We start from the raw sequence: 18,041 nt of genomic DNA, 5'->3' as shown, positions 1-18,041 counted from the left end.
GTTTTCCTGCCTGTCTTGCTTGAGGTGATTCTGAACACGCCGGCACAGCTTTCATTGCCACTTTATTTACCTGATGACGAAACCTTCTCCAGTTTCTATCCGGGAGAAAACGCGTCTCTTCTTGCCGCGATTACCGCCGCTCTGCATCAGGAACACGGAAGCTATATTTATTTCTGGTCGCGGGAAGGCGGCGGACGCAGTCACCTGCTGCACGCGGCGTGCGCTGATTTATCCCATCGCGATCAGGCGGTCGGCTATGTGCCGTTGGATAAACGCGCCTATTTCGTGCCTGAAGTGCTGGACGGCATGGAGCAGCTGGCGCTGGTGTGCATCGACAATATTGAATCGATCGCCGGCGATGAAGCCTGGGAAATGGCGGTGTTTAACCTCTATAACCGTATTCAGGAAACCGGCCGCACCCGCTTGTTGATCACCGGCGATCGTCCTCCTCGCCAGCTTAATCTGCGTTTGCCGGATCTTTCCTCCCGTCTGGATTGGGGACAAATCTATAAACTTCAGCCGTTATCGGATGAAGAGAAAGGGGAAGCATTGCAACTGCGGGCGAAACTGCGCGGTTTTGAACTGCCGGAGGATGTCAGCCGTTTTCTGCTTAAGCGGCTCGATCGGGAAATGCGCACGCTGTTCATGACGCTGGATCAGCTCGATCATGCCTCCATCACCGCCCAGCGCAAACTGACCATTCCCTTTGTCAAAGAGATCCTCGGGCTTTAGTTCGAGGATCTTCGCCTTTTACAGAATTTCCAGCACCTGTTCCGGCGGACGACCGATGCGCGCCTGCGTACCGGCCACCACAATGGGGCGCTCGATCAGTTTTGGATGTTCGATCATCGCTTGAATCAGTTGCTCTTCGCTCAGACTCTCGTCGGCAAGGTTGAGCTGACGGTAGATTTCTTCTTTACGGCGCATCAGATCGCGCGCGCCGCCCAGACCGAGCTGATGAATCAGACGCGTCAGGGTCGCGGCATCGGGCGGCGTTTCCAGATACAGCACCACCTGGGGAACGACGCCGTGCTGTTGCAGCAGCGTCAGCGTTTCCCGGCTTTTGGAACAGCGTGGGTTATGGTAAATCGTCACAGCGTGGGTCATGCGTTGCTTTCCTTATATTCATCAGGACTTCTGGTACTGACGAAAACGTTGTTGAAGCTGGCGCAGTTGATCGATACGGGCGTCGTAGCGAGCCTGTTCCAGACTGCCGAGTTTCACCAGCGAGCTGGCGTTGCTCAATAAACGGATCGACTGGTCGAGCTGACCGGCCAGCGCCAGACTTTCCGCCCGGGCGGATAATTCCTCCGCGCGCACGCCTTGCGCGGCGGCGGCCTGCGCCAGCAAATCCCAGCCGTTGGGATCGTCGGCGTGGGCGTAGGTGTAGCGATAGAGAATTTTACTCGCGGCGGCAGGCTGTTTCCCTTCAACGTAGGCATTCGCCAGATTAAGCTGGAGCACCGGATTGCTTTGTACGCCCGATGCCTTTTCCAGCCGCGCGATAGCCTGCGGCGCGCGATTTTGCCCCAAGTCGATATCGGTCATTAAATCCAGGAACCACGGATTATTCGGCGCGTTGCTCAGCAAAGGTTGTAAGACGCGGCGAGCGTCATCGTATTTTTTTGCCTGATAGAAACGGATGGCCTCGCCGTATTTGGCCGCCAGCTGTTCGCGGACGTTTCCTTTCGCCCAGGCATTCAATAGATCGTCGCTCAGCGGATATTGCGCTGAACCATACATGCCGAAAGTCCGCACTTTGGCGAGCAGGAAATCCTGAGAGGATTGCACCGGCGTGGAACGCATCTGATTGGCGCGGTTGCGCGCATCGGACAGACGACTTTCGGGCAGGGGGTGAGTCAGTAAAATTTCCGGCGGTTTTGATGAATATCGCGACTGGTCGGCCAGTTTTTGCAAAAAATTCGGCATGGCTTGCGGATCAAAGCCGGCGCGTTGCAACACCTGGATGCCGATGCGATCCGCTTCCTGTTCGTTAGCCTGCGTAAAGGTAATCAATCCCTGCTGACTGCCGGCAATCGTCCCGCTCAGCGCCGCCATCCCCAACTGGGGGTTAGCCATCGCCAGCAGAATGGAGCCTAACGCGCCGACCCAGGTCAGCGGCGCGCTGCGTTGTTGCGACTCCATGGTGCGCGCCAGATGGCGCTGGGTAACGTGCGAAATTTCATGCGCCAATACCGACGCCAGTTCGCTTTCGCTGTCCGCATAGCGAAACAGCGCCGAGTGCAGAACGACGTTGCCGCCAAAAAAGGCAAAGGCGTTGATCTCGTCGTTGCGGATCAGGAAAAAGTGAAAGGGTGTACGTACCGAATCGGCCTGTTTGACCAGACGATTGCCTAATTGGTTAATGTAGTTGGATAACAGCGGATCGTTAATCAGCGGGGCGCCGGCGCGTAATTGGCGGACATAAAAATCGCCCATCGCCAGTTCCTGATTGATGCTAAGCGTGCCGCCGGCCGTGGTGCCGATCTCAGGCAATCGATCCTGTACCTCAGCCTGCGCAGGAAGCATATTGCCGCTCAGTATCGCCCCCGACAGGATGGCTATGACCATTTTTCTTAACCGGCTAGACATAACGGAAGATAACCTTATCAACATCTGTACGTGAAGGATTCTGCTAACCATCTTAGCCAGCGCGGGCGCACAAAGAAATATTTGTACGGGAAAATCGTGGGGTGGAACGGGAATATCATCGGCCGGGCGCGCAGACGGCAAGACAGCGTAAACCGGCAACCTGGGTAAAGTTGCCGGCGCTGCGGCTGGCGACCTGCGGCTCAGGCCGTTTTCAGGTAGTCCAATACGATATCGTGGTGATTGCTGGTTTTAAAATCATCAAACACCTTGATGACTTTGCCCGTTTCATCAATCAGGAAGCTGATGCGATGGATGCCGTCATAGGTTTTCCCCATAAACGTCTTTTCGCCCCAGACGCCGAAGGCTTGTGAAACCTGATGATCTTCGTCGGACAGCAGGGTGAAATTCAATAACTCTTTTTCGACGAAGCGAGACAGTTTCTCTGGTTTGTCGGTGCTGATCCCCAGAACTTCAACGCCATATTTTTTGAGTTCGTCCATGTTGTCGCGCAGACCGCAGGCCTGGACGGTACATCCCGGCGTCATGGCTTTGGGGTAGAAATAGACCAACACCTTCTGTCCCTGGAAGTCGGTTAAATTTATTTGCTCGCCGTCCTGGTCGGGCAAGCTAAATTTCGGTGCGATATCACCGGCTTTCAGTGTATTCATCACTACTCTCCGTCTTTTTCTTCATGCTGTGGATAGTTTACGACGCTAATACTGCCTTGTGCGTGCAGTTCTGTACATAGCTGATAAAAGGCTGGCTCAATAATTGAACCATCCAACGCGGCAGGACTGTGCGCGGTGATTTGAATATATAACCGTGGCGGCTGATTCCCCTCGGCGGGTTGAGTTTTGGACACCAGTTCGGCGATATTCATCTGATGTGAATCAAGCAGATCGGTAAAACGCTCGATGATGTGCGGGGAGTCCGCCACATCCACTTTAACCCAAACCGTGGACGGCATCGGCGGCCGCGCCTGCGATTCCGTGCGTTTCATGACGATCAATAAATCCATCTCCGCCCCCTTCAGCGGCAGGGTGGATTCAATCTGCGTAATCGCGTTCCAACTGCCGGAAAGCAGCATGATGAACGTAAACTCTTCGCCCAGCATGGCAAGACGGCTATCTTCGATATTACAGCCGCAACTGCTGACGTGGCGGGTAATCGCGTTAACAATGCCGGGGCGGTCGGCCCCCACGGCGGTGATAACCAGATAGTGTTCTTGTGGCCTCGGCAAAATGATGCTTCCTGTGCTTTTTCCAGATAATCACATGGTAACCATAAAAAATTGCCGGGAGCAATTTTTAACGCCGCTTGCGGCGGCCCGCAGGGCGGCGGGCAGGGATAGCCCGCCGTAAAAAGTCGGGAGCAATTTTTAACGCCGCTGGATAAAAAACTCAGAAGCATTGTTAATGCTGCCGGCGGCATCATAAAAAAACCTGAGCCAGAGACCTACAATGCCGTTGCGCGCTTGCTTTTGCATAGAGGTCAAAAGTACCATGAAGAACTTGTTTGTGGAGGGAATGGCCAATGTTTACGGGAAGTATTGTTGCGCTGGTTACGCCGATGGACGCCAAAGGCGCCGTCGACCGGGCGAGCCTAAAAAAACTTATTGATTATCATGTTGCTAGCGGTACATCGGCGATTGTCTCCGTCGGAACGACGGGCGAATCCGCCACGCTGAGCCATGAAGAGCATGGCAATGTGGTCATGACGACGCTGGAACTGAGCGACGGTCGCATCCCGGTGATTGCCGGAACCGGCGCCAATGCCACGGCTGAGGGTATTTCACTGACCAAACGGTTCCACGATACCGGGGTCGTCGGTTGCCTGTCGGTAACGCCGTACTACAACAGACCCACCCAGGAAGGGTTGTATCAACACTTCAAAGCGATTGCCGAGCATACCGATCTGCCGCAAATCCTCTATAACGTACCTTCGCGCACCGGTTGCGACCTGCTGCCGGAAACCGTGGCGCGGTTGGCCGAAATTAAAAATATTGTCGCGATTAAAGAGGCGACGGGGAACTTAAGCCGGGTAAGTCAGATCCAAGAGCTGGTGAGTGAAGACTTCATCCTGCTGAGCGGCAATGACGATATCGGATTGGACTTTATGCAGCTCGGCGGTAAAGGGGTGATTTCCGTGACGGCGAACGTTGCCGCGCGTGAAATGGCTGAGCTTTGCAAGCTGGCGGCGCAAGGCAATTTTGTTGAAGCGCGCCGTTTAAATCAGCGCCTGATGCCGTTGCATCAGAAATTATTTGTTGAACCCAATCCTATTCCGGTGAAGTGGGCCTGTAAGGAATTGGGACTTGTGGCGACCGATACGCTTCGCCTGCCCATGACGCCGTTGACCGAGTCCGGTCAGACGGTGCTGGCGCGCGCATTGAAGCAAGCTGGTTTGCTGTAACCGTTAGGGAGATTTAATGACTGGTTCATTACAAAAGTCGATGGTGGCAAAAGTAGTCGGCATCTCGTTAGTGATGTTGTTGGCTGCATGTTCCAGCGATCAGCGCTATAAGCGTCAGGTGAGTGGCGATGAATCTTATTTGCAGACGCCCACGCAAAAAGCGTTGAACACGCCGTCCGGTATGATTTTACCGCTGCAAAACGGAGACTATGATGTACCGCCGGTGACGTTGAATGGCGCTGTCGGCAAAGCGCTGGATATTCGTCCTCCGTTGCAGCCATTGGCTTTGTTGAATGGTTCTCGCACCCAGATTTCAGGCAACACGGCAACGCTGTTCCTGGAAAGCAGCACACAAAACAGCCAGCTTTGGTCGCAGGTGGTTCGCGCGTTGCAAGATAATAATTTCGTTATCGCCAACCGTCAGGATGCCAACCAAACGCTGACGACGGACTGGATCACCTGGGCGCGTCAGGATGAGGATCTCCAATATCGGGGACGTTACCAGATAGCCGTGCAGCAGCAGGGTTATCAGACGCTGGTCGTGGTTACCCTGCTGGCGTTGGAGCAGCAGAACACGCCGATTACCGAGCCTGCTCAGGTTCAACGCTATACCGGGTTGATGCTGAATACGATTACCGAGTCATTGGACAGTCAGGCGACCGAACGTGAAAACGCGCTGGCGCATCGCACCAGCGGCTCGCTGGATGTACAGAGCGGGGCGGACGATACCGGCCTGCCGCTGTTGGTGGTGCGCGGACCTTATATTCTGGTATGGGATCGCTTGCCGGCCGCATTAAGCAAAATCGGTATGCAGATTGACGATCGCAGCCGTCCTCAGGGTTCCGTTTCCGTGACCTACAAGGCGCCGGGCAGCGGCGCGTGGGAAACGTTAGGCACCAAAGATCCTGAATTGCCCAACGGTAAGTATAAATTGCAGGTCGGCGATCTTGATAACCGCAGCAGTCTGCAATTTATCGACGCCAAAGGACATACGCTGAGCCAGTCGCAAAACGACGCGCTGGTGGCGGTATTCCAGGCGGCATTCAACTAGGTAACTTGCGAGGGTCGGATTATCCGACCCTTCTTCATTCAACAATATTAAACAATCGATACCCAAAATGACCGGGGTTGCAGCAAGGCGACGCGAGCGCATGCCGAAGCGTTTAACTCAGGCAAACGATTCGGTCGAGCGAGCGCTGTTGATAATGCGGCAACGTCAGGCAAGCAGGGGATGGGCGTTAAATTCTCGGGCCGTGTGCGGTTGGCCCTCATGTGTGGAGTAATAAAGATGCAAAAGCTAGCTGAGTTGTATCGTGGGAAGGCGAAAACCGTCTATACCACCGAAGATCCTGACCTGCTGGTGCTGGAGTTTCGTAATGATACGTCAGCGGGGGACGGTGCGCGCATCGAACAGTTTGATCGTAAGGGAATGGTGAATAACAAATTCAACCATTTCATCATGAGCAAACTGGAAGAAGCCGGGATCCCGACCCAAATGGTGAGCCTGCTTTCCGATAACGAAGTGCTGGTGAAAAAACTGGACATGGTGCCGGTAGAATGTGTGATCCGTAACCGAGCCGCCGGCTCATTGGTAAAACGTCTGGGCGTAGAGGAAGGGATCGTTCTCAATCCTCCGCTGTTTGATCTGTTCCTGAAAAATGACGCCCTGCACGATCCGATGGTCAACGAGTCTTATTGCAAAACCTTTGGCTGGGTGAACGAAAAGAATCTCGCGCGCATGAAGGAACTCAGCTACAAGGCGAATGAGGTGCTGAGCAAGCTGTTTGATGATGCCGGTCTGATCCTGGTGGATTTCAAACTGGAGTTCGGCTTGTTTAAGGGCGAAGTGGTGCTGGGCGATGAGTTCTCGCCGGACGGCAGCCGTCTGTGGGATAAAGCCACGCTGAACAAAATGGACAAAGACCGCTTCCGTCAAAGCCTCGGCGGCCTGATCGAAGCATACGAGGAAGTCGCAAACCGTCTTGGCATTAAATTAGACTAACGACGCAATCGTTTACGTTGCGGGTTGTCGGATGCAGGGCCGGTCCGACAACCATACTGTGCTCTTAGCCTTTCATCCTGCGCCGACTATTGATTAGTGCTATTATTGCCCGCCTTGGCGCAAGCCGCTCATTCATCATTTTCTTTTCTGTTATGTGGGCAAGGATTTTTCATGGCCTATTTTGATCCAACGCTGTTGATTCTGCTGGTTCTGGCCGGACTGGGTATTATCAGTCACAACATGACCGTTACGCTGGCTATTCTGATTTTATTGGCGGTGCGCATTACTCCGCTGAATAACTACTTCCCATGGGTAGAAAAATACGGTCTGACGATTGGGGTTGTCATTCTCACCATTGGCGTGATGACGCCGATTGCCAGCGGGAAAATTACCGCCTCGGACGTCATTAACTCTTTTCTGAGTTGGAAATCGCTGCTGGCGATTGCCATTGGCGTACTGGTGTCCTGGCTGGGGGGGCGAGGCGTTTCCCTGATGAGCAACCAGCCTTCGGTGGTCGCCGGGCTGCTGGTCGGTACGGTTCTGGGCGTGGCGTTATTCCGCGGCGTGCCTGTCGGGCCGTTGATTGCCGCGGGTATCCTCTCTTTACTGATCGGCAAAACCTGATTGTCTTTGCCATGAGCGACCTCTTCTCCGATTTCGTCAACAGCCAGCGCCGACAGCGGCGCAGCCGCGTACGGCGTCTGATGGTGCTGAGCGGGGAACCTGACTGGTGTGAAATTCAGGCGTTGACGCTGCGCCGTCAACTGGACGGCGATTGGCTGTGGATCGGTTCGCAAGCGCCGTCAGGCGTGACGTCGTTAGCCGCCGCTAAGGTGCGAACCTTGCTCGGGCGGGAGTTCACTCATGCGATATATGATGCCCGCCAGGGGCTGGACGTGGAAACCTGGGCGATGCTGGCTGGCACGCTGCGCGCCGGAAGCTGGCTGATCCTGCTGGCGCCTGAATGGCAATCGTGGGCGAATCGGCCGGATGAGGACAGCCTGCGTTGGAGTGAACGGCCCCAGCCGATCCCCACGCCTCATTTTGTCCGCCATCTTCAGCGGCATTTGCTGGCGGATGATGAAGTCGTCGTCTGGCGTCAGGGCGAGACGCCGGCAATCAGCCCGCTGCGTTCGCGGCCTGAGCGGCAGCCCGCCGACGGCGAGCCGACGGTTCGGCAACGGCATCTCTTACAGCAGCTCGGCGCGGCATCGCCGGGCGTTTATGTGGTTATTGCGCCGCGCGGCCGGGGCAAGTCGGCGCTGGCCGGCATGTTGACCCGAGACTGCGCGGGAACCTGCTGGGCTGCCGCGCCGTCCCGCGCAGCTTCGGACGTACTGCAACGGCATGCCCGCGACGATACCCGCTTCTGGGCGCCCGATGCGTTGCTGGAACATTGCCGACTCAATCCGCGCCCCGCGGTTGACTGGTTATTGATCGATGAAGCGGCGGCGATCCCTTCTTCGGTGCTGACGGCGCTGCTGCCCTATTTTCCGCGTATTTTGATGACCACCACCGTGCAGGGATATGAAGGCACCGGGCGCGGGTTCCTGCTCAAGTTTTGCGCTTCGCTGCCGCAATGCCGGGTTTTTACCCTTCATGAGCCGCTACGCTGGGCCGACGACGATCCGCTGGAGCGCGTGCTGGATAATGCGCTGCTATTTGCGGAACCCGGCCTGATAGCGAACGAGGGCCAGTCGGCGCCCACAGGCGCCGTCCCCGTGCCGCGTGAAGAAAGCGCCGCCGACTGGCTGCGGCGGCCGCAGCGTTTACAGCAATGCTATGCGTTGTTATGCAGCGCGCACTACCGTACCTCGCCCCTTGATTTACGCCGCTTGCTGGATGCGCCCGGCATGCATATTTACAGCGCCAATATCTCCGATGAGCCGTGCGGCGTGCTGTGGATGGTGGATGAAGGGGGCTTATCCCGCGAACTGGCGCATCAGGTCTGGGCCGGGCGCCGCCGTCCGCGCGGCAATCTGGTAGCGCAATCGCTGGCCGCGCACGGCGGGCAATGGAACGCGCCGACGCTGCGTTCGCGCCGCGTCAGCCGTATCGCCGTCGCTGCCGCCTGGCGACGACGAGGCATCGGTCAGACGCTGGTCGACTATCAACGACGCGCGGCGCAATCCCAGGGGTTGGATTACCTGTCGGTCAGTTTCGGCTACCAGCCGGATCTGTGGGCCTTCTGGCGTTCATGCGGTTTTCAACTGGCGCGGATCGGCAGCCATCTTGAGGCCAGCAGCGGCTGTTACAGCGCGATGGCGTTATTGCCCCTGAGTGCCGAAGGTTATTCACTGGTCGAACAGGCGACCCGGCAACTGGCGCGGGATTGGTTCTGGCTGCGTCGTCTTATTCCGCTGGCCTTGCCTGTAGCGTTGAACGACGATAACGAACTGGAACAGGAAGACTGGCGCGCGCTGGCGGGATTTGCATTCGCTCACCGGCCGATGGAGGCGAGTTTCGCCGCGCTGTCCCGGCTGGTTTCCCGTTCCTCCCTGGCATTGCCGGCATTGCGTTTGCTGGTGGAACAAGCGACCGATCCGGCATCGGCGGCGAAAATCCTCGGTCTGGCGGGGAAAAAGGCGCTATTGCAACGCTGGCGCGAGGAGACGGCGGCGGCATTGCATGACCAGGATCCGCTCGCCAGCCTGCATTGGCGAAATTGGGCGCAGGCGGACGATGACGTTACATTCCCCACGGCGGGGGATGCATCGGCGTGATTCACTCCAGCGGGGGGCGAAAGCGCGGCGCGTTATGGAGCAGCGACCACCATTGTTCCTCCAGCGGCGCTATGAGCGTTGCCAGATGTGACGAGTAGTGGCGATAGAACGCCGCTTCTTTGGCGGCGAATGGCGAATTTTCCTCCAGCCAGCGGGCGCGTAATTCGACGATTTGCTTATCCGTCAGTTGGTTTCCTTCAGCGGCCGCTTCCTGCGCTTTGAACCATGCAAGACGTCGCGCGGGGGTAGCCCGCTCCTCATGGCTCCAGCCCGCCTGAATTTGCGCCATCTGCGCCAGCGCAAAACCGAGCTGTATGCTAATGGCGCGCCAGCTTTGCGCGTCGGCGGCATCCGGCGGCGGAGAAAGCAGGGCGAGCAGGGCGGCGATATATTTTTCCAACTCCTGATCGTCGTCGGCGTTTTGCAGCAATGCCGTCGCCTGCTGATGCAGCGCCGCCCAGTCGGTTTCCGCCACTGGCGTGCCGGCAAGATGCCTGCCGACGTGCGCCAGCCATTGACGACGCAGATCATCCAGCGCCGGTTGTGCCAGCCACGCCGCCCACGGATAAAAGCTGTCGCCCAGCCACATGTGCAGCCAACGTAACGGCACGTCCCCGACATCCTTGCCGGGAAGCAGGGCGTTCGCCAGCGCATCCACCTGCGCCGGCGTGGCGGCGGGTAAATTCTCCAGCAGGCAGGCGATGGCGGCGGGCAGGCCGGTAACCCGTTCGAAGACTTCAATCTGCGCGCTGTGCGCCAGCGCCGCCGAGGTTGTGCCTTTATCATCCAGCCAGTAGGGAGAGAACGCCTTTTCGATACGACCGTCCGCGGCATGCCGCCGCAGGCGCTGAAACAGGAATTCGTGTAGCGACGGGTCGCCGTAGAATGTTCCCCAGCGCAGGGGGGCATTGGCGGTCGGCGGGGCATGCTGCTCCAGGGCGATCTGGTGTGACGTCAGCCATCCCCGTAGCTGAGCCAGCGTTTTCATGCCGATTTGCCGCGAGATTTCTTCTCCGTTGCGGAACAGCAGTAGGGTGGGAATGCTGCGTACGCCAAAGCGCCGCATCGTCGCCGGGTATTGTTCGACGTCCAGTTTCGCCACGGTCAGCTTCTGGGCGGCGTTTTCGGCCAGCGTCTCCAGCAGCGGCGCCAGCGTTTTGCAGGGCTGGCACCAGGGCGCCCACAGATCGAGCAATATCGGCGTGTCGCTATTATTGAGCAAGGTATCCAGCGATGCGTCGCTGGCGGTGATAATGACGTCGGACATGGTATCTCCATACAGAAAAGGGGCTAAAATCGCTGACGCAGCATGGGCATTATTGCGAGCCGCCCACCGTCATGTTGTCGATGCGCAACGTGGGTTGACCGACGCTGACCGGCAGAGTCTGGCCTTCCTTGCTACAGGTGATATTGCCGTCATCCAACGCCAGATTATTGCCGACCATCGACACGTGCAGCAGCGCCTCCGGCCCGTGGCCGATCAGCGTCGCCCCCTTCACCGGGCGGGTAATTTTCCCATTTTCAATCAGATAGGCTTCGGTGGTTGCAAACACATACTTACCGCTGCTGATATCGACCTGTCCGCCGCCAAAGCCGGCGGCATACAGCCCGTTTTTTACCGAGGCGATAATCTCGTCGGCGGGATATTGTCCCGCCAGCATATAGGTGTTGGTCATGCGCGGCAGCGGCAGCGAGGCGTAGGAGGCCCGGCGGGCGTTGCCCGTCAGCGCTGCGTTCATCAGCCGGGCATTCAGGCTGTCCTGCAAGTAGCCGCGCAGCAGACCGTCTTCAATCAGCGTGGTGGTCTGGGTGGGGGTGCCTTCGTCATCCACATGGAGCGAACCGCGGCGCGAGGCCAGCGTACCGTCATCCACCACGGTAATGCCTTTGGCCGCAACGCGTTCTCCCAGCAGGTTGGAAAATGCCGAGCTGCCTTTACGGTTGAAATCTCCTTCCAGTCCGTGGCCGATGGCTTCATGCAGCAGGATGCCGGGAGAGCCTGCCCCCAGCACCACGCTGTAGGTTCCCGCGGGGGCGGGAGCGGCGTCCAGATTATTCAGCGCCTGATCGACGGCCTGGCGTACCCACTGCGCCACGCTTTCATCGTCGAAGAAACGGTAGTCGAGGCGTCGGCCCCCGCCGCTGGAGCCGGTTTCTCTACGGCCCTGCTGTTCCACCACCACGCTGATAAACAGATTGACCAGCGGACGCGCATCGGCGGCCAGTTTGCCGTCGTGGCGGGCGATAATCACGGTTTCATGCGCGGCGTTAAGATACGCGGAGACCTGCGTCACGCGCGGATCGCGGGCTCTGGCCTGACGATCGATGGAGGTCAGCAACTGGTGCTTTTGCTGCTCGGTGAGGGAGGTCAGCGGATTGTCCGCCGGATAAAGCGGCGCGGCGCCGTGCGGCAGCGCCGCGGGCAGCGCAACGCTGGCGTGTTGCCCCTGACGGGTAATGTCCCTGACCGTATCGGCCGCCTGCAACAAGGCGCCGGCGGAAATGTCATTGCTATAGGAGAAGGCGGTTTTTTCGCCGCTGACGGCGCGAACGCCCACGCCGCGATCGCGGCTGAAGCCGGTCGGACGGACAATGCCGTTTTCCAATTGCCAGCTCTCCTGCTGGCGGCTCTGGAAATAGAGGTCGGCGTAGTCCACCCTGCGCTGCATAATATGGCTCAGGGCGTGACTGAGATCGGTTGTCTCCAGTGAAAACTCGCTCAGTGCGGGAGAAAGCGAAGCATCCGTAGCGTGCATTACCATTCTGATTATCCTGTTGCTGTAAAGGGGCGGAGTTACCGGCCGGCGATCTGCATCTCTGCAATCAGCAGCGATCCGCACGTCAGGTAGCCCTGGGTGTGCGCATCGGCGCCCAGCGCGACGCACTGCCGCAGCATGGTTTTCAGGTTGCCGGCGATGGTGATCTCCTCCACCGGGTACTGAATTTTGCCGTTTTCCACCCAGAAGCCGGACACCCCTTGCGAGTAGTCGCCGGTCATCGGATTCAGGCCCTGTCCCAGCAGCGTGGTGACCAGCAGCCCGTTATGCATGTTGCGCAGCAGGACGGGCAGGGTGTCGTCGGGACGGCTCAGGCTGCTGGCGACGCTGAGGTTGCAGGCGCCGCCCGCGTTGCCGGTGGTGATCAGCCCCAGCCGACGCGCGCTATAGCTGGAGAGAAAGTAGCCCTGCGCCACCCCGTCCTCAATCACATGGCGCGCTGAGGCTGCCACGCCTTCTGCGTCGAAACAGGCGCTGGCCGGCGCGCCGGGAATAAACGGGTCTTCATACAGGCTCAGATGGGGGGCGAGAATGCTTTCCCCGGCGCACAGCCCCAAAAAGGAGGCGGTGCGGTACAGCGATCCGCCGCTCAGCGCGTTAACCAGATGATGAATCAGACTGTGCGCCGCCGGCGCTTCAAACAGCACCGGGCAGCGCCGGGTGGCGAGTTTTTGCGCCCCCAACTGCGCCAGCGCCCGCTCGGCGGCGATGCGGCCGATGGTTTCCGGCTGAACCAGCTGCGCGGGAGCGCGTCGGGTCAGGCTCCAGTGGCCCCGTTGCCGCTGGTCGGCGTTGCGCGCCAGCGCCTGACTCCACAGGGTATGGCTGGAGGAGGGATAACCCGCGCAGAATCCGCTGGAGTTGGCCAGAATAAACTGCCCCTGATACGACGCGATCGCCGCGCTTTCGTTGTGACAGTCTCCGGGCGCGGTTTCATTGGCCGCCTGCTCGGCCCGCCGCGCCAGTGCCAGCGCCTGTTCGACGCTCAGCGCCTCGGCGTCATACAGCTCGAGATCGCGGATATCGGTCGCCAGCCGGTGTTGGTCCGGCAGTCCGCCGTAGGGATCTTCATCGCCATATTTTGCCAGCGTACAGGCGGATTCCACCGCTTCCCGCAGCGCATCCGGACTGAACAGGGTCGACGAGACGGAGCCTGAACGCAGGCCGAAGTAGACCGTAACCGACAGATGCCGGCCGTGATTTTGCGTCAGGGTGTCGATATCGCCGTTTCTGATCTTGATATTGCGGCGGCTGCCCTGGGAGACGTAGACCGCGGTTTGCGTCGCGCCTTTGGCGCAGGCCAGCGTCAGGATCTGTTCGGCCGCTGATTGCAGCGCTTCGGTCTGAGGGGCATCAACCGAGGGCGTTGGGTGAAGAGAAAACATCGTTCAATATCCGAATAAGACAGGGTTCTATCTGGTATGTGCAATCCGGCGGATAAAGTGTCACCCGCGGATGGGATTTTCTTTGCCAATGGGGGAGGAGCTAAACTCCCTCCCCTGTGAAGGGGAGGGTTGGGGTGGGGTCAGAAAGCTCAGGGATTTTTAACCGGCTGCAACACAAAATCAATTTTGCTCAGGCCGCGCTGCTGGGCGGTGGTCATCACGTAGGCCACCCGGCCGTACTCCACCGCCTGGTCGGCGGACAGCCGGATATTGGGACGGGTTTCCTGCGCGGCGGCGCTGTCCAACCGCTCGGCGAGCTGGGCGTCGTCCACGGCTTCCTTATTCCAGTTGATCTGCCCGTCGGCGGTAATCGCGATATCCACCGCCTGCGGATCCTTCTTGATTTTCTCCACGTTGGCCCGCGGCAATTCCACTTTTACCGCGTGATTGATCACCGGCAGGGTAATCATAAACACAATCAGCAGCACCAGCATCACGTCGATAAACGGCGTCATATTGATGTCGTTGAGCAGCGCGTCGTCCTGATTTTCAAATGGAGATGACATACTCATGGCGATTTTCCTCGTCAGGCGGAGCGTTCAACCGCGGCGGCAGGGCGGCCCTGAGCGTCCGGCGTAGCGTCGGCGCTCGTCGCGTCGACGCGGGCGCCGGTAAGCAAATAGGCGTGGAGATCGTGGGCGAACCGATTCATGGCATGCAGCACCACGCGGTTGCGGCGATTGATGGCGTTAAACCCCAATACGGCGGGGATGGCGACAAACAGGCCGAAGGCGGTCATGATCAGCGCTTCGCCCACCGGACCCGCCACCTGCGCCAGGTCGGGCTGACCGATGGAACTGATGGTTTGCAGCGCATGGAAGATGCCCCATACCGTTCCCAGCAGGCCGATAAACGGCGCCGTGCTGCCGATGGACGCCAGCGTACCCAATCCCGACTGCAACTTTCCGGCGTTGGTATCCAGCGTATTGCTTAATCCCCTCACCAGCCAGTCGCTGAGATCGACGTGGCCGCCTAGCGTCGAAGAGAACTTGTGCGGGTGCTTCAGCAAGGCATGTCCCTCGATAACCAGGTCGCGAAACGGGTTAAAGCCGGCGCCGCCGAACGGTTGCAGGCTTTCCTGCAATGTCGATGCCTGCCAGAACGCATGCCGGCTGTAATTCACGCTTTTGTTCAGCGCCAGCAATTGCAGCGCCTTCAACAGCATCACTGTCCAGGAAAGCAGGGACATCACCAGCAGGATAATCGCCACGGAGTGGGTTACCGCATCGCCCTGTTGCCAAAAATGGTAAATATCTAACGTGTTCATGTGTTACCTCTTATCAATAAACCTTCATCCAGACGCCGTCGGACGGAGGGCGAACGTTTTGCCGCCGGCGTGCGTTTGTCTGTCGACTGTTAACGCGATAGCTTGAAATTCACCGGTTGCAGCGTCATCACGCTAATCGCCTGGCCGTTTTCGCGGTATGGGGTGCAACGCGCCTGCGCCACCGCGGACATTGCAGCCTGATCCAGCGCTTCATATCCGCTGCCGCGGGCGATTTCATGCCTGATTAAACGGCCCTCCGGACCGATCACCAGACGAATCAGCACTTCTCCTTCCTGTTGCAGACGCCGGGCGCGACGCGGGTATTCCGGCTGCGGCACGGCACATCCCACCGAAGCGACATGCTTGGGGATCGCCCCCGGGTTGTTCTCCATCATGTTGCCTCTGCTATTGCCGGGCGCCAGCTCGGCGGCGGCCGTCGGTGAGGTCGACGCCGGCGCCGACGGACGCTCGGCACGGGCGGCAGGCTGCGGTTGGGGAACGGTTTTCGGCTGTACCGGCCGCGGTTTAACCTGCGGTTTGGGCGGCGTTTTTACTTCGCGTTTAACCGGCGGCGGCAAGGGTTCGGGCGGCGTCGGCTGTTGTTCCACCACGGGCGCAATCTCGCGTTCGCCCTGATCCGACGTCAGCACCGGCGGTTCGGGCGTGACCTCAGCTACCGGTTCCGGCTCCGGTTCTTCAACCAGGGCGGCCTGAATGGTGACGCTTTCCGCGGGATTGACCAGATTGAGCGGCGTATATTCCGTTGTTCGGGTGATAAGCAGCGCGATGGCCGCCGTATGCAGCAATAACACCGCCAGAAAACTGATAACGGCTTTTTTGCCTTCTCCCCGGCGCGGCGTATTTATATCGTGATGTGGCGCGGGCTTGCCGTATTGCCATGAGGAGTGAGCGGCTCCGACGCGCTGTTTCAATAATGCCTGTTGCACCTACTACCCCTGCTGTTGCTGCTTTGTCGGTGATCAATTAAGCGAGAACGCTATGCCCTCTATCAGTTATGTGCGGCGAAACGGAAAAAGCGTCACCGGCGGACGTGAATTTTTTCTCCGCCCTCCGTCAGAGACTGGCCTGGCGAATATGTATCCAGTAATCCGAGGTGTGTACGATGGCGATGGGCATGGTTTGCGCCAATGCGTCCAGCGTGTAGTTGATGTCGTCCAGCGGGAAGTTTCCGCTGACGCGCAAATCGGCGACGGCGGGGTCCAGACGGATGATGCCGGGCGTGTAATCGCGTAGCGAACGGACGACGGAAGCCAGCGAACGATCGCGCACTTCCAGCCGGCCTTGCAGCCAGGCGGTTTCCGCTTCGGGGGTAATGGCGATGTTATAGAGCGAGGCGTGATCAAACCAGGCGCCGTGGCCGGCGTTAATCCGTACGCTTTGACCGAGCCGGTTAGTGATTTTGGCGATATTATCCAGTACGCCGACGTGTACGCCGCCGTCCTCATAACGCACATTCACGTTGGCCTGCAACGCCACGATGTCGCCCATAGTGGTGGAAATCATGAACGGACGTTGAGGATCCTGCGCAATATTGGCCAGCATGCCGCCGCTGTGCAGCGTAATCCGCCGCACTTCGGCTTCGGGACGCACATGGATATCCACGGCGGTGCGGGCGTTCAGGGTTAGCGTGCTGCCGTCATTCAAAGGCAGCACTTTCCGCTGCGCGGTGGCGGTTTTCGCATCGGACAAGAGCGGCGACAGCGGATAGTGCCGGTTTAGCAACAGGCTGCTCAGGGTGAAGACGGAAATCATGCCCAGACCGTATTGCAGCGCTTTGCGGCGGCTGGAAGGCGCCAGCAACGCCTGGCGGATCGGCTCATGGGGAAGCGCCTCAAGCAGCGGCTGGAATTGTCCCAACGTCTGTTCAATACGCCGGCAGGCCTGCTCGTGCCGCGCATTCTCCCGCCGCCAGCGCTGGTAATCGTCATAGTCGGTTCGGGTTGCTTCACCCGAGCGCAACAGCACCATCCATTCAATCGCTTGCCGGGCGACCGGGTCATCAATATGTTGTCTGGCCATGATGCTCATCGGTTAATTTCCACTATCCTGCGTCGCCAGATAGCAATTGGTTAGCGCTTTAGCGATATATTTCCTAACCATGCTGACGGAAACGCCCAGTTTTTCGGCAATATCGGCATAGGTCATGCCGTCCAACTGGCTATAGAGAAAGGCCTGTCTTGCCTTGATGGATAAGCCTTCCAGCGCCTGATCGATGGTGAGCAGCGCTTCCATCAGCAACTGCTGTTCTTCCGGCGAGGGATGGTAAAGCTCCGGCTTGTTGGCCAGAGCGGCGAAATAGGCTTTTTCCAGATCGCGCTTGCGCCAGTTTTCATACAGCACGCGTTTGGCCAGGGTGGTCAGCATGGCGCGCGGTTCCTGCACGCTGGCCAGATCGGGCAGCGAAGCCAGCCTTAAAAACGCCTCTGAGGCGACGTCTTCCGCTTCGCAGCCATAGGCGATACGACGGCGGAGCCGGTCGGTAAGCCAACGATAATCGCTGCGAAAGATCAACGAAAGTAGATCAGGTTTTTTACCAGCCTCAGTGAGCATGGGCATCCTCAAGCGCGTGAACCATAAGCAAAAATCATTCTGTTTGAGCCGGGGGTAACCCAAAAGCACAAAACAAAGAACCAGGCATTTTTTAAGAGATGCAAAGATTCCGTTCGCTTTTTGTAAGACAAAATGACAGCGAGTTAAACGACGATTTTCTTATATGTTTATTTAGAATTGTTATTTTGAAGCTTGAACGATAAAGAAAAATAAATGATTCATCTTGTGATTAGTCAGCGCGCCGCTAATGAA

18 protein-coding genes are annotated in these 18,041 nt (G+C 58.3%); 6 read left to right on the top strand and 12 right to left on the bottom strand.

The window, feature by feature from the left end:
* The first annotated feature begins 24 nt into the window (after positions 1–24).
* Positions 25–732, top strand: coding sequence for a DnaA inactivator Hda (gene hda, locus ABRZ28_RS01370; protein ID WP_319603691.1), 708 nt, complete (start codon positions 25–27; stop codon positions 730–732).
* Positions 733–750: 18 nt separating this feature from the next.
* On the opposite strand, the gene arsC is transcribed toward hda, so the two are convergent.
* The 4 genes from arsC to ABRZ28_RS01350 form a co-directional block, all read right to left on the bottom strand.
* The gene (arsC, locus tag ABRZ28_RS01365; RefSeq protein WP_330519317.1) at positions 751–1,107 is read right to left on the bottom strand and encodes an arsenate reductase (glutaredoxin); all 357 of its coding nucleotides are present in this window, start codon (positions 1,105–1,107) and stop codon (positions 751–753) included.
* Between the two features lie 21 nt (positions 1,108–1,128).
* The gene (gene bepA / locus ABRZ28_RS01360) at positions 1,129–2,592 is read right to left on the bottom strand and encodes a beta-barrel assembly-enhancing protease (protein WP_319603466.1); all 1,464 of its coding nucleotides are present in this window, start codon (positions 2,590–2,592) and stop codon (positions 1,129–1,131) included.
* A gap of 200 nt (positions 2,593–2,792) precedes the next feature.
* Positions 2,793–3,260 (bottom strand): thioredoxin-dependent thiol peroxidase, encoded by a 468-nt coding sequence (bcp, locus tag ABRZ28_RS01355; RefSeq protein WP_319603465.1) that lies wholly within the window; start codon positions 3,258–3,260, stop codon positions 2,793–2,795.
* Between the two features lie 2 nt (positions 3,261–3,262).
* Complete coding sequence (locus ABRZ28_RS01350; RefSeq protein ID WP_319603464.1) at positions 3,263–3,832, bottom strand: glycine cleavage system transcriptional repressor; 570 nt, start codon at positions 3,830–3,832, stop codon at positions 3,263–3,265.
* Positions 3,833–4,125: 293 nt separating this feature from the next.
* Between ABRZ28_RS01350 and dapA the strand changes: the two genes are divergently transcribed.
* From dapA to ABRZ28_RS01325, 5 genes are all read left to right on the top strand, one after another.
* Positions 4,126–5,004 (top strand): 4-hydroxy-tetrahydrodipicolinate synthase, encoded by an 879-nt coding sequence (gene dapA / locus ABRZ28_RS01345; RefSeq protein ID WP_319603463.1) that lies wholly within the window; start codon positions 4,126–4,128, stop codon positions 5,002–5,004.
* A 16-nt stretch (positions 5,005–5,020) separates the two neighbouring features.
* Positions 5,021–6,055, top strand: a complete 1,035-nt coding sequence (gene bamC / locus ABRZ28_RS01340; RefSeq protein WP_319603462.1) for an outer membrane protein assembly factor BamC — start codon at positions 5,021–5,023, stop codon at positions 6,053–6,055.
* A 237-nt stretch (positions 6,056–6,292) separates the two neighbouring features.
* Positions 6,293–7,006: a phosphoribosylaminoimidazolesuccinocarboxamide synthase gene (purC, locus tag ABRZ28_RS01335; protein WP_319603461.1), complete on the top strand. Its 714-nt coding sequence runs from the start codon at positions 6,293–6,295 to the stop codon at positions 7,004–7,006.
* Positions 7,007–7,177: 171 nt separating this feature from the next.
* The gene (locus ABRZ28_RS01330; protein WP_319603460.1) at positions 7,178–7,630 is read left to right on the top strand and encodes a DUF441 domain-containing protein; all 453 of its coding nucleotides are present in this window, start codon (positions 7,178–7,180) and stop codon (positions 7,628–7,630) included.
* A gap of 11 nt (positions 7,631–7,641) precedes the next feature.
* Positions 7,642–9,729 (top strand): tRNA(Met) cytidine acetyltransferase TmcA, encoded by a 2,088-nt coding sequence (locus tag ABRZ28_RS01325; protein WP_330519316.1) that lies wholly within the window; start codon positions 7,642–7,644, stop codon positions 9,727–9,729.
* A 1-nt stretch (position 9,730) separates the two neighbouring features.
* Here ABRZ28_RS01325 and trxA read toward each other — a convergent pair whose 3' ends face one another.
* The 8 genes from trxA to ABRZ28_RS01285 form a co-directional block, all read right to left on the bottom strand.
* A complete protein-coding gene (trxA, locus tag ABRZ28_RS01320; RefSeq protein WP_330519315.1) occupies positions 9,731–10,996 on the bottom strand; it encodes a thioredoxin in 1,266 nt (421 codons plus the stop codon).
* A gap of 49 nt (positions 10,997–11,045) precedes the next feature.
* The gene (tldD, locus tag ABRZ28_RS01315) at positions 11,046–12,491 is read right to left on the bottom strand and encodes a metalloprotease TldD (protein ID WP_330519314.1); all 1,446 of its coding nucleotides are present in this window, start codon (positions 12,489–12,491) and stop codon (positions 11,046–11,048) included.
* A 32-nt stretch (positions 12,492–12,523) separates the two neighbouring features.
* Entirely contained in the window at positions 12,524–13,891 is a 1,368-nt protein-coding gene (locus ABRZ28_RS01310; protein WP_330519313.1) for a TldD/PmbA family protein, read from the bottom strand.
* 149 nt (positions 13,892–14,040) lie between these two features.
* Positions 14,041–14,463, bottom strand: a complete 423-nt coding sequence (locus ABRZ28_RS01305; protein WP_319603455.1) for an ExbD/TolR family protein — start codon at positions 14,461–14,463, stop codon at positions 14,041–14,043.
* 14 nt (positions 14,464–14,477) lie between these two features.
* Positions 14,478–15,218: a MotA/TolQ/ExbB proton channel family protein gene (locus tag ABRZ28_RS01300; RefSeq protein WP_330519312.1), complete on the bottom strand. Its 741-nt coding sequence runs from the start codon at positions 15,216–15,218 to the stop codon at positions 14,478–14,480.
* Positions 15,219–15,307: 89 nt separating this feature from the next.
* Positions 15,308–16,165 carry an energy transducer TonB gene (locus ABRZ28_RS01295; RefSeq protein WP_330519311.1) on the bottom strand — a complete coding sequence of 286 codons (858 nt, stop codon included), beginning with the start codon at positions 16,163–16,165 and terminating at the stop codon, positions 15,308–15,310.
* A gap of 127 nt (positions 16,166–16,292) precedes the next feature.
* Positions 16,293–17,258, bottom strand: coding sequence for a FecR family protein (locus ABRZ28_RS01290; RefSeq protein ID WP_319603452.1), 966 nt, complete (start codon positions 17,256–17,258; stop codon positions 16,293–16,295).
* A gap of 12 nt (positions 17,259–17,270) precedes the next feature.
* Positions 17,271–17,789, bottom strand: a complete 519-nt coding sequence (locus tag ABRZ28_RS01285) for a sigma-70 family RNA polymerase sigma factor (protein ID WP_319603451.1) — start codon at positions 17,787–17,789, stop codon at positions 17,271–17,273.
* Positions 17,790–18,041 lie beyond the last annotated feature (252 nt).

This window comes from Brenneria sp. g21c3, assembly GCF_040240345.1.
In the GTDB taxonomy this organism is placed as follows: domain Bacteria; phylum Pseudomonadota; class Gammaproteobacteria; order Enterobacterales; family Enterobacteriaceae; genus Brenneria.
Note: the sequence above shows the minus strand (reverse complement) of the source record. Positions and strands in the feature narration are given on the sequence as shown.

Coding starts and splice junctions, on each gene's coding strand:
- arsC (WP_330519317.1), bottom strand. CDS start 1,107: ATGACCCACGCTGTGACGATTTACCATAACCCACGCTGTTCCAAAAGC.
- bepA (WP_319603466.1), bottom strand. CDS start 2,592: ATGTCTAGCCGGTTAAGAAAAATGGTCATAGCCATCCTGTCGGGGGCG.
- bcp (WP_319603465.1), bottom strand. CDS start 3,260: ATGAATACACTGAAAGCCGGTGATATCGCACCGAAATTTAGCTTGCCC.
- dapA (WP_319603463.1), top strand. CDS start 4,126: ATGTTTACGGGAAGTATTGTTGCGCTGGTTACGCCGATGGACGCCAAA.
- bamC (WP_319603462.1), top strand. CDS start 5,021: ATGACTGGTTCATTACAAAAGTCGATGGTGGCAAAAGTAGTCGGCATC.
- purC (WP_319603461.1), top strand. CDS start 6,293: ATGCAAAAGCTAGCTGAGTTGTATCGTGGGAAGGCGAAAACCGTCTAT.
- ABRZ28_RS01330 (WP_319603460.1), top strand. CDS start 7,178: ATGGCCTATTTTGATCCAACGCTGTTGATTCTGCTGGTTCTGGCCGGA.
- ABRZ28_RS01325 (WP_330519316.1), top strand. CDS start 7,642: ATGAGCGACCTCTTCTCCGATTTCGTCAACAGCCAGCGCCGACAGCGG.
- trxA (WP_330519315.1), bottom strand. CDS start 10,996: ATGTCCGACGTCATTATCACCGCCAGCGACGCATCGCTGGATACCTTG.
- tldD (WP_330519314.1), bottom strand. CDS start 12,491: ATGGTAATGCACGCTACGGATGCTTCGCTTTCTCCCGCACTGAGCGAG.
- ABRZ28_RS01310 (WP_330519313.1), bottom strand. CDS start 13,891: ATGTTTTCTCTTCACCCAACGCCCTCGGTTGATGCCCCTCAGACCGAA.
- ABRZ28_RS01305 (WP_319603455.1), bottom strand. CDS start 14,463: ATGAGTATGTCATCTCCATTTGAAAATCAGGACGACGCGCTGCTCAAC.
- ABRZ28_RS01300 (WP_330519312.1), bottom strand. CDS start 15,218: ATGAACACGTTAGATATTTACCATTTTTGGCAACAGGGCGATGCGGTA.
- ABRZ28_RS01290 (WP_319603452.1), bottom strand. CDS start 17,258: ATGGCCAGACAACATATTGATGACCCGGTCGCCCGGCAAGCGATTGAA.
- ABRZ28_RS01285 (WP_319603451.1), bottom strand. CDS start 17,789: ATGCTCACTGAGGCTGGTAAAAAACCTGATCTACTTTCGTTGATCTTT.